Here is a 12,639-nt window from a genome sequence, read left to right as displayed (position 1 = left end):
CCGGTCAGGGCGGAGCGTTTGGCGTCAGCTCACTGGGTTTCAGTGGGCATAGTGCGCCCTACGCACACAAAAGTGAATCATAACGCGATTCCGGGCTTGATCCCAAGTCCGGGTGCGTGATGTCACTGCTCGAGCTTCTCTACCTGGTCGAAGCCGAGCTCGAGCGGCGTCTCGCGCTCGAAGATGGTGACGAGGACCTTGAGCTTCTGAGCCTCGGGCATGATCTCGGAGATCGTGGCCGACATGGTCTCGAAAGGTCCGTCGGTGACGGTGACGATCTCACCGACCTCGAACTGAGTCTGAACGGCCTGGACGGGGGCGGGCTGATCCTTGGCAGCCTCGGCAGCCTCCTCGAGGACGTTGGGCGTCAGGAGCATGACGACCTCGTCGATCGAGAGCGGCACGGGGTTGTGCTGGTCGCCCACGAAGCCGGTGACGGCGGGGGTTTCCTTGACGACACGGTACGAGGCCTCGTTGAAGTCCATGCAGACGATCGCGTAGCCGGGGATGCGCACGTGGCGCACGCGCTTTTTCGCGTTGCCGCGATACTCCATGACATACTCATCCGGAACCTCGACGGCGAAGATGTAATCTTCCATGTTCTGCGTGGTGATGCGCTGCTCGAGGTTCGCCTTCACCTTGCGCTCGTGGCCGGAGTAGGTGTGGATGACGTACCAGTCGCCGGGGGACATGTAGAGCTTGCGGCGCAGCTTGGCGATCGCTTCCTCTTCGACCGAGGCCGGGGCCTCTTCCTCGGACACGGTGTCCTCGGTGGCGACCTCCTCGGTCACCTCCTCAACAGTATCCCGAGCCGGAGCCTCGACGGTCTCCTGCTCAACGGTTTCCTGGGCGGCCTCGAGGACCTGGTCCTCGGTGTACTGTTCGTCGCTCACGACGTTTCCCTCCTGCGAGTGGGGCCGGACCGTAGAAGAAACCCGCCTGCAGTGTCCTGCGGGCGGGTTCGTCGGTCTCAGCCGAAGATCAATGCGCTTAGTTTACCGAATCCGAAGTCGAGTAGGCCAGCGAAAAGCATGATTGCGGCGACAAACACAACGACGACGAGGAAGTAGGTCCAGGTCTCGGATCCCGTGGGGTAGGTAACCTTCTTCATTTCGTCAATGACTTGCTTGAAGAAGAGCCAGATGCCACCGAAGAATCCAGGACGCTTCGTCTGCTCCTTGGTGGCGGCGCTACGCTTGCGGGTAGCTTCGTTCTTAGTGCGATCTCGGCGCGAGGATTCAGCATCCGAGGCAACACGATCGGCCATGGGAATCCTCCTACGAAAATGATCAGCCTAATCCGCAGGGCAGGCGGGACTCGAACCCACAACCGCCGGTTTTGGAGACCGGTGCGCTACCAATTGCGCCACTGCCCTACGCAGGAAAACCTGCCTGACGAACATTAGTGGATAAGGCGGCGCTTTGTCCAACCGAGATGCGCGTCGGCGGGTCGCATGCCGCGTGATACCAGCCCCGACCTCGTAAATGAGAGGTAGCCCACGCACGCATCGTGTGCGCTCTCCGCCACACGCGCGCGCGACGTGGGACCATGGAGGGGTGACCAATACTCCTCGCACCCGTGTCTCTGATCGTTTCAACGCCATCACCCCGTCCGCGACCCTGGCCGTGGACGCGAAGGCCAAGGCTCTCAAGGCCGCCGGCCGCCCGGTGATCGGATTCGGCGCCGGCGAACCCGACTTCGCCACGCCCGACTACATTGTCGAGGCCGCCGTCAAGGCCGCGCGCAACCCCGCGATGCACCGCTACACGCCCGCCGCCGGCCTGCCCGCGCTGCGCGAGGCCATCGCGGAAAAGACCCTGCGTGACTCCGGCTACGAGGTCTCCCCCGCCGATATCGTCGTGACCAACGGCGGCAAGCAGGCCGTCTTTCAGGCTTTCGCCGCGCTGCTGGGCCCCGGCGACGAGGCGATCCTGCCGACCCCGTACTGGACCACGTACCCCGAGGTCGTCAAGCTCGCCGGCGCGACCCCCGTCGAGGTGTTCGCGGGCGCCGACCAGGACTACAAGGTGACCGTCGAGCAGCTCGAGGCCGCGCGCACCGAGCGCACGAAGGTCCTCCTCATGTGCTCGCCGTCCAACCCGACGGGCAGCGTCTACACGCCCGAGGAGCTGACCGCGATCGGCCAGTGGGCCCTCGAGCACGGCATCTGGGTCATCTCGGATGAGATCTACGAGCACCTGCTGTACGAGGACGCGCAGACCGCGCACATCGTCAAGCTGGTGCCCGAGCTGGCCGACCAGGCCGTGATCCTCAACGGCGTTGCCAAGACCTACGCGATGACCGGCTGGCGAGTGGGCTGGATGATCGGCCCCTCCGACGTCATCAAGGCTGCGCTGTCCTTCCAGTCACACCTGACCTCCAACGTCAACAATGTCGCCCAGGAGGCCGCGCGCGCCGCCGTGTCGGGTTCCCTGGACGCCGTGGACGAGATGCGCGTCGCCTTCGACCGTCGCCGCCGCCTCATCGTCGACATGCTGCGCCAGATCGACGGTTTCGACGTTCCCACCCCCAAGGGCGCGTTCTACGTCTACCCCTCCGTCGAGCGCCTGCTGGGTCGCGAGATCCGAGGCCGCGTGGCCAACACGTCGGGCGAGCTCGCCGACCTGATTCTCGACGAGGTCGAGGTCGCGGCGGTTCCGGGCGAGGCCTTCGGCCCCTCCGGCTTCCTGCGCTTCTCTTACGCTCTGGCCGACGACGACCTCGTCGAGGGCATCACCCGCGTGCAGGAGCTCTTCGCCTGATGCACGTCTCGTTCGAACGGACAGCGCAGGAGGCCCCCCTCGGGACGGTCCTCCTCGCCCACGGGTACGCGGAACACAGCGGGCGCTACGCCCACCTGCGCTCCGCGCTCACCCGTGCCGGTTACGACGTCGCCTACTACGACCACGCGGGCCACGGGACCTCTGAGGGTCCCCTCGCCCGCGTGGACGTGGGCGCGCTGATCCGCGACTTCGGTGACGCGCGCCGGGCGACCCTCGCACACGCGCGCACGCCGGACCTGTTCCTGTTCGGACACTCGATGGGCGGCATCATCGCGGCCGCCTCCACGATCCTGGACCCTACGCGGTTGCGCGGCACGGTCCTATCCGCGCCCGCGCTGCGTCCCCTCCCCCACGTCTCCCCGTCCCAGGCGCGCAGGCTGCTGCCGATCGCCCGGCTGCGCCCCGGCCTCGTCGTGGCGAAGGGCGCGTCCGACATGGAGGTTTCTCCCCTGTCGCGCGACCCCGAGGTTCAGCGCGACTTCGACGCGGATCCGCTCACCTACAAGGGCGGCGTGCCGATCCTGACGGGCGCGACGATGATCATTCAGGGCGACGAGGTCGTTGCGCGCGCCGCACGCCTGCGCACTCCGACCCTCGTCATGCACGGGTCGAACGACCTGATGGCGGACCTGCGCGGTTCGCGCGAGCTCGTGCGCGGGGCACGCGCGGCGCACCCGGACGCCGACATCCACCTGCGCATCATCGACGGCGCCTACCACGAGCTCCTTAACGAGCCCGAGGGCCCCGGCCTGATCCGCGACATCATCATCTGGCTCGGGGAGCACTAGGCCGTGGAAGCGCCCGCTGTCCCTAACCTGACGGCCCCGCGCCCCACCCCACCGGGCAGGCGTGACCTCGCAACCCTCCCCAAGGCTCACCTGCACCTGCACTTCACGGGGGCCATGCGGCCCACGACCATGGTCGAGATGGCGCGCGCACAGGGCGTGCGACTACCTCCTCATCTGCTGCACATCGACGCGGCCTCCATGCCGGCCGACGGGCGCGGCTGGTTCCGTTTCCAGCGCGCCTACGACTCCGCGCGCCACCTCGTACGTTCCGAGGCCGCGATGCGCCGCCTCATCCGCGAGGCCGCCGAGGACGACGCCGCCGAGGGCTCCGTGCGCATGGAGATCCAGGCCGACCCCACGTCCTACGCGCCCTACGTCGGGGGCATCACCCCGGCCCTGGAGATCATCATCGACGAGGCCCGCCTGGCCTCGCGCGATACCGGCGTCGACATCGGGGTGATCGTCGCGGCGTCGCGCATGAAGCACCCGTTGGACGCGCGCACGCTCGCGCGCCTGGCCGCGTCGTTTGCTGGGGATGGCCCCGGCGACGTCGTGGGTTTCGGCCTGTCCAACGACGAGCGCGTCGGCTCCACGGCGTCGTTTGCCCCTGCGTTCCGCATCGCGCGCCGCGCCGGGCTCGTAGGTGTTCCGCACGGCGGCGAGCTCCTGGGCCCGTCCTCCGTGCGCGAGGTAGTCTCCGCTTTGGCCCCCGCCCGCCTCGGGCACGGGGTGCGTACCAGCGAAGATCCGGCGCTCCTGCGCGCCGTCATCGACGAGGGCATCGCCCTGGAGGTGTGTCCCACGTCGAACGTGCACCTGGGCGTCTACACGGACTTTTCGCAGGTGCCGTTGCCGACGCTGATCTCGGCGGGGGCTACCGTCGCGCTGGCGGCCGACGACCCGCTGCTGTTCCGCTCGCGCCTGGTCGCCCAGTACGAGGTCGCCCGCGACGTTTTCGGTCTGTCCGACCAGGCTCTGGCCGACCTGGCGCGGTCTTCCATCGACGCGTCGTTGGCCTCGCCGACGCGCAAGGAGGCCTGGAAGGCCGACATAGACGCGTGGCTGGCGACGCCTGCGGCGTAGGTACCTGCCGCGAAACCGACTGCGGTCTAGGAACACTGCTGGCTGGGCGCTCGGCCGACCGCGAGCGCTGGCCAGATTCTCCTCAACACTCGCGAGATTCCATACGCCCCTCAATCTCGCACACAGTTCCCCCACGCCTCTTTCAAACATTGAAACCAGAACGTTGATATTCTGCGGTTTTGAGAGTGCGCTTCACAACATACTCCGGGGAATTACGTGCAGAATGTATGGAGGCGCAAGCTAATGGCGAATGGCGGCTCACATACGGATAGGTTATGAACACTCGGATAGGTTATGAAGATGTGGATAGGTTATTAACCTATCCGGATGCGCATAACCTATCCGCATCGTGACAACCTATCCACTTAGCGGCAACTTAGAAAGCAGCGAACACAGTCGGTAGCTGACAGTACCCACGTGAACGCCGCTACCCGGCCAGCGACAGACGCCGCAAACAACGACCAGGTGACCCGCTACCAGGCGATGCCAACCGTGACCGGCTCGGGCACCAGGGTCACGCCGAAGGCCTCAAAGACACACTCGCGCACGGTGCGGGCCAGGGCCTCTTTGTCGACGCTCGTCGCGCCGCCGCGGTTCGTCAGGGCCAGCACGTGCTTGGTGAACAGGAACGCGCGCGGCGGGTCCCCGGCCTCGCACCTGGGCCTACACACGACGACCACTTCACCAATAGTGCACGCGTGCACTATCATGGAGACATGAGCCGGTTTCATCGTCACGACGCGCCGTCCCTCGTGCGTGCTGCACGTCAGGACGCATCCCTCACACAGGCCGAGCTGGCGGGGATGACCGGGATGAGCCAGTCGACCCTCGCGCAGATCGAGTCCGGCAAGCGCGCAGTTTCCTCCGAGCTGCTCGAACGCATCCTCCGCACCGCCGACTACCGCCCCTCCGTACCGCTCGCCCGCTACGCGTCCTCGATCACCACCTACGCCCAGGAACGAGGCCTCGGCACCCTCCGCGTCTTCGGCTCGGTCGCCCGGGGCACGGACGGATTCGAGTCAGACATTGACCTAATCGGCACGCCCACCCGCGAGCTATCACTGTTCGAGTTGGCGGACATTGCCTCGTTCGCAAGCGAGCTCACAGGCTTCCCGACGGAGGTTCACGCGGATACACACGTGCCCGATGCACTGCGAGCTGCCGTTGACGAGGCCGTGGCACTATGAGTGACCCTGCTCCCTTCACCCCTCGACCGCGAGTGGCACGCAGACATGCGCCCAGTTTCGACGCTGAGAACTTCCTGCGCGAACTCGACGTCATCGCCCACCGCGTCAAGAGAGTTGCCACTGTCCCCGTCGAGACCTTCAGTGCCGATTGCCCGGAGTACGACTCCGCCTGCATGGTGATCATCCGGCTGGCCGCGTTCCTGGAACGCGAAGAGTACGCACCCTACATGGACGCCCTGACCTCACCCGAGAAGCGCGCCCTGCGCACGACCCGCAACATCGCGGCACACTCGGGGTACCAGAGCATGGACGACCAGCTCCTGTGGACGGCCGTCACCCGCAACGTACCCGACATGATCGAGCGCCTGCGCGCCGCAGCCTCACGCGGATAGGTTATGAGCACGCGGATAGGTTATAAAGATGCGGATAGGTTATTAACCTATCCGGATGCGCATAACCTATCCGCATCGTGACAACCTATCCGTGTAGCGGCGACTCGAAAAGCGCAGATACGGCTGATGCCGGAACCGACCGTTCCCCAACTACCTACGGGCAAAGCGTCCCTCAGGCGCACCCGCTACCAGTTGATGCCGACCGTGACCGGCTCGGGCACCAGGGTCACGCCGAATGCCTCAAAGACCCGCTCGCGCACGGCGCGGGCCAGGGCCTCGATGTCGGCGCCCGTCGCACCGCCGCGGTTCGTCAGGGCCAGCACGTGCTTGGTGGACAGGGACGCGCGCGGCGGGTCCCCGGCCTCGGGCAGGTGGAAGCCCTTGCCACAGCCCGCGTGATCGATGAGCCAGGCGGCGCTCGTCTTGACGAGGCCCTCCCCCGCGCTAAAGCGAGGCGCGTCCTCGGGCAGGGAGGCGGCCACGGCCTCGGGCAGGATCGGGTTCGTGAAGAAGGAACCGGCGCTCCACGTGTCGTGATCCTCCGCATCCAGGACCATGCCCTTGCCGCTGCGCAGATCCAGGACGGTGGAGCGGACCAGGGACGCGTCGGCGCGCTCCCCGGCCTCGACGCCGAGGCGGCGCGCCAGCTCGGCGTACATGACGGGGGCGCTCAGGGGCGAGCGCTCGAGGCGGAAGTCCACGGACAGGACCACCCAGCGGCCAGTCGGCCCCCAGGGGCGGTCGCCCAGGCCGGGCTCGCCGACGCTGCGCTTGATCGCCGAGGAGCGGTAGGCGAAACCGAGGTCGGTGGGCAGCAGGCGCACGACGATGCCCGTCAGGCGGTCGTAGGCCTCGACGCTCTCGATGGTCTCGGAGACCTCGTGGCCGTAGGCGCCCACGTTCTGCACCGGGGAGGCACCGACGGTCCCGGGGATGCCGGAGAGCGCCTCGAGGCCGCAGAGCCCCTCAGACAACGTCCAGGAGACGAAAGCGTCCCAGACCGTGCCCGCGCCGGTGCGCACGACGACCGAGCCGGCAGGGTCCTCGTGGATGATGGAGGCAACCTCATCGAAAGGCTGCACATCGACGACCGTACCCTCAAAGGGGGCGTCTGACGCCAGGAGGTTCGACCCTCCGCCGACGACGAGGAGCGGGCTGCCGGCGGCGTCGGCCGCGGCGACGGCATCCACCAGGGCGTCGGTCGTAGAAACACGCACGTGCTCGGCGATGGGCCCGCCCACGCGCAGGGTCGTCAGATCAGCAAGGGTCGTCATGCCCCTAAGCCTAGTCGCACAGCGCGCGTTCGGCCTAACCCCGGCAGCGCGACGGGCTCAGTCCATCGTGATGACGATCTTGCCTCGCACGTGACCGCCCATGAGCTCCGTGTACGCGGCGCGTACCTGCCCCACTTCGAACGGGTAGGTACGCGCAATGGTCAGGGTCACCGTGCCGCGTTCCACGAGACCCGCAACCATCGCGATGTCGGAGATCTTTCCGTCGCGCCCGCCCGTGAAGCGCGCGCGCCGCAGGGCGATCGCAGGCGTCGGCACGAGGCTCCCCACGCGCTCTCCCGGCACACCGAGACTATGGGCCAGCGACGAGTATCCGCCGAAGCAGTCGATGAAGGCAGTGACGGGCGAGGGCGCCGCGTCCTTGATTTGTTGCTCCAGGCCCTCGCCATAGGCCACGGGGATCGCGCCAAGGGACCGCAGGTAGTCGGCGTTAGAGGGACCGGCGATACCGATAACGCTCGCCCCGCGGGCACGAGCGAGCTGCGTGACGAGGCCTCCCACACCCCCGGCAGCTGCCGCGACAACGATAACGTCACCCGCCTCCGCCCTCACACGGCGGAGCGCACCCATCGCGGTCTGCGCGGCAACGCCCAGCCCTCCGGCGACGTCGAAGTTCATGGAGGCGGGCTTGGGGACGACGTTGTCGGCCGAAATAACGAGTTGGGTCGCGAGCGAACCGTATTCGCGCACCTGCCAGGGGGCGGCGCGCAGGAGACCGATGACTTCGTCGCCCACCCCCACGTTGCTCACGCCCGGGCCCACGGCCGCCACGACGCCCGCGAAATCCTGCCCGACGCCGCGCAGCGGCCGGTCCGCCCCGCGAGCGAACCAACGGGCAGGGTGAACGATGGTGCGGAGGACCTCGAGGGGCCTCGTCAATCCACCGAAGAGCTTGTAGTCAACAGGGTTGATGCCGGCGGCCCGCACTGTGACGAGCACCTGCCCCTCTCCGGGCGCGGGGAGTGACACCGAGCCTTCCTCGAGCACCTCAACGCCTCCGAAACGACGGTATCCAATAATTCGCGCCATGATTCCCCTTCTTCCGTCGCAGCGAGACTGAGCGCCGCGTCACAAGCGCGCTCGTACACCAGGATACGCCCGCGCAGCCGCGGACGGAAGGCTCAAAGACAGGCCAGAGGCACCGATTGCCTAGTCGCCGAAGGCGAGGTCCGTGCGCTTCGTCCCGCGGCGGTCGGGCACCTGCCCGGCGAGCACAATCGCGAGGAGGACCGGCAGGGCCACGAAGGCCAGCGCACGGTGGTAGCCGATGTGGTCGGCGATAAGGCCGAGGAGCGGCGGGCCGATGAGGGCCGCGCCGTAGTTCACGGTCGACAGCACCGAGACGCGCGCGGGCGTCATCACGGGGTCGACGGACAGCGCCGAAATGCCCAGCGGGAAGCCAAGGGCCGACCCGATGCCCCACAGCGCGATGCCCGCGACCGCGAACAGGTGGTGCGGCGCGAAGGCCACGAGCAGCAGGCCGACGACCGCGCCGGAGAAGGTGATCCGCAGCAGCATGGGCGATCCCAGGCAGGCCTCGAGACGCGGGGACGCGAAACGCACGACCGTCATCATGAGCAGGAAGAACGCGAAAGCAGCGGAGGCCGCTGCCGTCGAGTATCCGTAGCCGTCGACCATGGACAGGTTGAGCCAGTCGTTCGCCGCGCCCTCCATGAGGCCCGCGCTCATGACCATGAGGGCGATGAGCACGGTCTGCTTCTCGCGCCAGGCGACGCGCGTGAGGCCCTTCGCCTTGTTCGACGAGGCCTCTCCCCCGTCGCCCTTGTCCTGAGCGGGCGCGAGGGCCGCGACCTCTTCCTTCGTCAGGTAGAAGCCGACGGCAGTGCCGCAGGCGAGAAGCTCGAGCGCGGCCAGGCCGAAGAGGTGGGCGCCGAGGGGCAGGCCCATCTGGGAGGCGAGCGCGCCGAGGAGGGCGCCACCGAGCATGCCGACCGCGTACATCGCCTGGATGATAGGAACGACGGTGCGGCGCACGGCGGCTTGCACGAGGCCGGCCTCGATGTTCATGGTCGCGCCCCACAGGCCGTTACCCGCGGCCAGGAGCACGAGGCCAAGAGTAGCCAGCGGGATCGACACGTTGAGCGCCCCCACCCCCGCGCAGACAATGCCGAGAGCCCAGATGAGCACGCCGATGCGGCCCGAGGCCCGCGCGCCGATCTTGGTGACGATCGGGCCGGAGGTCGGCAGGGTGAGCAGAGAGCCGAGGGAGGCGATGAGCAGCATCGTGCCGATCGTCGCAGGAGTCAGCCCGAGGTCATCGCGCACGTCGGGCAGGCGCGAGAGCCACGCGGATGTGCCAAAACCGAGGCACACGTAGACGATGCCGGTAGCGCGAAGGGCGGCGTGAGCGCGAGAGTACGGGACAGACATGCTGGGTAATATACGCGCATTCCCGGGAGAAAAACGAAGTGCGCGGGCGGGTGTTGGTCACCCGCCCGCGCACTGTCGCAACAGCGACAGGATCAGCCTTCCACGGCTGCCTTGAACCACGTCGTGATCGACGTGGGGTGCGTGATGGCGGTGCCGACGATGACGGCGAAGGCGCCCGCCTCCATGGCGGCGGCGGCCTGCTCGGGCGTGTGGACGCGGCCCTCGCAGATCACGGGGACGTCCGGGAACGCGGCGACGACCTCGCGCAGCAGCTCCAGGTCGGGGCCGTCGGTCTTCACGCGGTCGCCCGTGTAGCCCGCCAGGGTCGTGGACACGATGTCCACGCCGGCGTCGACGGCGCGCTGGGCGTCCTCGAAGGAACCGCAGTCAGCCATGACGAGGGTGCCGTCCTCGCGCAGGGCCGCAACGGTCTCGGCAAAGCTCAGGCCGTCGAGGCGCGGGCGACCCGTCGCGTCCAGGGCGACGATGTCGGAGCCGGCCATGACGCAGGCGCGGGCGTGGCGCAGCGAGGGGGTGATGTACACGCCCTCGTGGCCTTCCTTCCACAGGCCGATCACGGGCACGTCCACGCGGCCCTTGATCGCGGAAATATCGGACAGGCCCTGGCAGCGGATGGCAGCGGCGCCACCGATCTCGGCGGCGCGGGCGATCTGCGCCATCGTCTCGGGGTGGCGCATGGGCTCGCCCGGGTACGCCTGGACGGAGACGATGAGCTTGCCCTTCAGGTTTGCAATGAGCGGGTGCATGGTGAACTCCTATGCGTGCAGGAAGAAGGAAACGGCTCCGAGCAGCGGCGCGTCGCCACCGAGGGAACCAACGAGGATGGGGGTGTCGGCGACGGGCGTCATCGCGGAGGCCGCGAAGCCTTCGCGCAGGGCGTCCCACCAGATGTCCCCGGAGCGGGTCATGGACCCGGACAGGATGACGACGGCCGGGTCCACGCAGTTGACCAACGAGGCCGTGGCCTCACCGAGCGCGAACGCGGAGCGGGAGAAGCAAGCGGCAGCCAGGGCGTTGCCGGATTCGGCAAGCTCCTGCAGGGCGCGCCCACCGTCGACCTCGGGGTCGGAGTCGCTGCGCAGCGAGTCGTACCAGGCCGTGATGCCCGAGCCGGAGCAGAAGGACTCGATGTGGCCCTTGCGTCCGCACGAGCACGTCATGTCGGGGGCGAAGTGGTGGTGGATGTGGCCCACGTGTCCGGCGATGCCGCGCGACCCGAAGGAGACCTGGTGGTCTTCGACGAGGGCACCACCGATGCCGGTGCCGACGGCGATCGACAGGACGGTGCGGTAGGGCTGGCCGGCGCCGAGCGTGGCCTCGCCCAGGCCGTGCGCGTGCACGTCGTTGAGGACGCACACCTTCAGGCCGGTTGCCTCCTGAAGCAGAGCGCCCAGGGGTGTGCCTCCCCAACCGGGCATCGTGCCCGTGGCGGAGATGATATCGCCGGTCGACGGGTCGACGACGCCGGCGCTGGCGACCGCGACACCCGCGACCTGCGGGTGAGAAGCGACCAGGGACGAAGCGAGGTCGCAGATGCGAGCAGCCACGTCCACTCCGCCGCGCATCGCGTCGGTGGGGATCGATCCACGCTCGGTGACCTCGTAGGTGTCACCGGCCTCGACGATGCCCCACCCGACCTTGGTGCCACCGATGTCGAGGGCAAGGAGCGTAGTCATGAGGATCCTTACGAAAAGTCAGGGGTATAAGAAAATCGACGAGGCCGGGGCGCGCGCCCGAAGGCGCGCAATATGCGGAACGGAACTGCCCCGGCCTCGTCGACGTATCAGGAGAGCAGGTCAACCGCGCGCAGCACGGACGCGACATGCTCCATGTTGTCGCCCTCGATAGCGGCAACCGGGCGTGGCATCTCAGGCGAATCGAAGACGCCGAGCAGGTGCAGGGCGGCCTTGAAGGCGCCGACGCCCGCACCGAAGCCCTGCACGCCCTTCACCTGGACGATGCGCATGAGCTCCGCGAGGCGGTCCTGCTCGGTGCGCACGGCCTCCCAGTCGCGACGCTCATAGGCCTGCCACTGGCGCACGTAGCCCTCGGGGTCCACGTTGGCCAGGCCGGGCACGGAGCCGTCCGCGCCGGACATGTAGGCGCCGTCAACAACGACCTCGTGGCCGGTGAGCAGCTGCATCGGGTGGCCGGCGGCCTCGTTCGCCAGGCACAGCCAGCGGAACGCGACGTCGTCGCCGGAGGAGTCCTTGACGCCGTCGATGATACCGTCGCGGCCCAGGCGCATGAGCAGGTCGGGCGACAGCTTCGTGTGCACGCACACGGGGATGTCGTAGGCCCACAGCTCGAGGCTGGTGTTCTCCTTGAGGAGGCGGAAGTGGCGCTCAACCTCGGTCTCGCCGCCGAGGGCGTAGAACGGGGCGGTCGCGACGACGCCGGTGGCGCCACCGATCTCTTCCACGGCCTTGATGTTCTCGATGACGCGCTCGGTCTCGGTGTCGATGACGCCGACCAGGAGCGGGATGCGGCCGTCGACGATGCGCACGGCTTCGCGCTGGATCTGGGCGCGGCGCTCGGCGGTCGAGAAGGCGACCTCACCGGTGGAGCCTGACACGAACAGGCCGTCGAGGCCGGCCTCGATCAGGCGGTTGATGTGACGCTCGAGCGAAGGGACGTCGAGCTCGCCGTCCTTGAGCGGAATGGCCAGGGGCGGCACGACGCCGCGGATGTTCGAAGACATA

The 12,639-nt window shown here is 67.9% G+C and carries 13 protein-coding genes, 1 tRNA gene and 1 pseudogene; 5 read left to right on the top strand and 10 right to left on the bottom strand.

Annotation, left to right across the window (positions count from 1 at the left end; translation table 11 throughout):
• Positions 1-122 precede the first annotated feature (122 nt).
• The 3 genes from nusG to ACTODO_RS05365 form a co-directional block, all read right to left on the bottom strand.
• A complete protein-coding gene (gene nusG / locus ACTODO_RS05375) occupies positions 123-893 on the bottom strand; it encodes a transcription termination/antitermination protein NusG (protein ID WP_003792280.1) in 771 nt (256 codons plus the stop codon).
• A 77-nt stretch (positions 894-970) separates the two neighbouring features.
• Positions 971-1,267 (bottom strand): preprotein translocase subunit SecE, encoded by a 297-nt coding sequence (gene secE / locus ACTODO_RS05370; RefSeq protein ID WP_003792279.1) that lies wholly within the window; start codon positions 1,265-1,267, stop codon positions 971-973.
• 35 nt (positions 1,268-1,302) lie between these two features.
• Positions 1,303-1,375, bottom strand: a tRNA-Trp gene (locus ACTODO_RS05365).
• Between the two features lie 181 nt (positions 1,376-1,556).
• On the opposite strand from ACTODO_RS05365, the gene ACTODO_RS05360 reads away from it, so the two are divergent.
• The 3 genes from ACTODO_RS05360 to ACTODO_RS05350 are packed head-to-tail and all read left to right on the top strand — an operon-like array spanning position 1,557 to position 4,654.
• Positions 1,557-2,762, top strand: a complete 1,206-nt coding sequence (locus ACTODO_RS05360) for a pyridoxal phosphate-dependent aminotransferase (RefSeq protein WP_034512154.1) — start codon at positions 1,557-1,559, stop codon at positions 2,760-2,762.
• A complete protein-coding gene (locus ACTODO_RS05355; RefSeq protein ID WP_003792277.1) occupies positions 2,762-3,571 on the top strand; it encodes an alpha/beta hydrolase in 810 nt (269 codons plus the stop codon). The genes ACTODO_RS05360 and ACTODO_RS05355 overlap by 1 nt, the downstream gene beginning before the upstream one ends.
• A 3-nt stretch (positions 3,572-3,574) precedes the next feature.
• Complete coding sequence (locus tag ACTODO_RS05350; protein WP_034512149.1) at positions 3,575-4,654, top strand: adenosine deaminase; 1,080 nt, start codon at positions 3,575-3,577, stop codon at positions 4,652-4,654.
• A gap of 473 nt (positions 4,655-5,127) precedes the next feature.
• On the opposite strand, the pseudogene ACTODO_RS05345 reads toward ACTODO_RS05350, so the two are convergent.
• Positions 5,128-5,307 (bottom strand): annotated as a pseudogene (locus ACTODO_RS05345) (UDP-N-acetylmuramate dehydrogenase); the annotation flags it as partial.
• Positions 5,308-5,370: 63 nt separating this feature from the next.
• Here ACTODO_RS05345 and ACTODO_RS05340 point away from each other — a divergent pair.
• A complete protein-coding gene (locus ACTODO_RS05340; protein WP_003792271.1) occupies positions 5,371-5,841 on the top strand; it encodes a helix-turn-helix domain-containing protein in 471 nt (156 codons plus the stop codon).
• Complete coding sequence (locus tag ACTODO_RS05335; RefSeq protein ID WP_208853688.1) at positions 5,838-6,233, top strand: ribonuclease HepT family protein; 396 nt, start codon at positions 5,838-5,840, stop codon at positions 6,231-6,233. Before ACTODO_RS05340 ends, ACTODO_RS05335 begins: the two co-directional genes overlap by 4 nt.
• Positions 6,234-6,418: 185 nt before the next feature.
• Here ACTODO_RS05335 and ACTODO_RS05330 read toward each other — a convergent pair whose 3' ends face one another.
• From ACTODO_RS05330 to ACTODO_RS05305, 6 genes are all read right to left on the bottom strand, one after another.
• Positions 6,419-7,507, bottom strand: coding sequence for a UDP-N-acetylmuramate dehydrogenase (locus tag ACTODO_RS05330; RefSeq protein WP_003792269.1), 1,089 nt, complete (start codon positions 7,505-7,507; stop codon positions 6,419-6,421).
• A 57-nt stretch (positions 7,508-7,564) separates the two neighbouring features.
• Complete coding sequence (locus tag ACTODO_RS05325) at positions 7,565-8,554, bottom strand: NADP-dependent oxidoreductase (RefSeq protein WP_003792268.1); 990 nt, start codon at positions 8,552-8,554, stop codon at positions 7,565-7,567.
• Between the two features lie 120 nt (positions 8,555-8,674).
• Positions 8,675-9,916: an MFS transporter gene (locus ACTODO_RS05320; RefSeq protein WP_003792267.1), complete on the bottom strand. Its 1,242-nt coding sequence runs from the start codon at positions 9,914-9,916 to the stop codon at positions 8,675-8,677.
• 92 nt (positions 9,917-10,008) lie between these two features.
• Positions 10,009-10,683, bottom strand: coding sequence for an N-acetylmannosamine-6-phosphate 2-epimerase (locus tag ACTODO_RS05315; protein ID WP_003792266.1), 675 nt, complete (start codon positions 10,681-10,683; stop codon positions 10,009-10,011).
• A 9-nt stretch (positions 10,684-10,692) separates the two neighbouring features.
• The gene (locus ACTODO_RS05310; protein ID WP_003792265.1) at positions 10,693-11,613 is read right to left on the bottom strand and encodes an ROK family protein; all 921 of its coding nucleotides are present in this window, start codon (positions 11,611-11,613) and stop codon (positions 10,693-10,695) included.
• 107 nt (positions 11,614-11,720) lie between these two features.
• Positions 11,721-12,638 (bottom strand): dihydrodipicolinate synthase family protein, encoded by a 918-nt coding sequence (locus ACTODO_RS05305; protein WP_003792264.1) that lies wholly within the window; start codon positions 12,636-12,638, stop codon positions 11,721-11,723.
• Position 12,639 lies beyond the last annotated feature (1 nt).

The organism is Schaalia dentiphila ATCC 17982 (genome assembly GCF_000154225.1).
GTDB classification, from domain to species: domain Bacteria; phylum Actinomycetota; class Actinomycetes; order Actinomycetales; family Actinomycetaceae; genus Pauljensenia; species Pauljensenia dentiphila.
This window is presented reverse-complemented; position numbering and strand designations above follow the sequence as displayed.

Excerpts from the sequence above, each read along its gene's own strand:
- ACTODO_RS05320 (WP_003792267.1), bottom strand. The coding sequence starts at position 9,916 with ATGTCTGTCCCGTACTCTCGCGCTCACGCCGCCCTTCGCGCTACCGGC.
- ACTODO_RS05340 (WP_003792271.1), top strand. The coding sequence starts at position 5,371 with ATGAGCCGGTTTCATCGTCACGACGCGCCGTCCCTCGTGCGTGCTGCA.
- ACTODO_RS05335 (WP_208853688.1), top strand. The coding sequence starts at position 5,838 with ATGAGTGACCCTGCTCCCTTCACCCCTCGACCGCGAGTGGCACGCAGA.
- ACTODO_RS05355 (WP_003792277.1), top strand. The coding sequence starts at position 2,762 with ATGCACGTCTCGTTCGAACGGACAGCGCAGGAGGCCCCCCTCGGGACG.
- ACTODO_RS05315 (WP_003792266.1), bottom strand. The coding sequence starts at position 10,683 with ATGCACCCGCTCATTGCAAACCTGAAGGGCAAGCTCATCGTCTCCGTC.
- ACTODO_RS05330 (WP_003792269.1), bottom strand. The coding sequence starts at position 7,507 with ATGACGACCCTTGCTGATCTGACGACCCTGCGCGTGGGCGGGCCCATC.
- ACTODO_RS05325 (WP_003792268.1), bottom strand. The coding sequence starts at position 8,554 with ATGGCGCGAATTATTGGATACCGTCGTTTCGGAGGCGTTGAGGTGCTC.
- ACTODO_RS05310 (WP_003792265.1), bottom strand. The coding sequence starts at position 11,613 with ATGACTACGCTCCTTGCCCTCGACATCGGTGGCACCAAGGTCGGGTGG.
- secE (WP_003792279.1), bottom strand. The coding sequence starts at position 1,267 with ATGGCCGATCGTGTTGCCTCGGATGCTGAATCCTCGCGCCGAGATCGC.
- ACTODO_RS05305 (WP_003792264.1), bottom strand. The coding sequence starts at position 12,638 with ATGTCTTCGAACATCCGCGGCGTCGTGCCGCCCCTGGCCATTCCGCTC.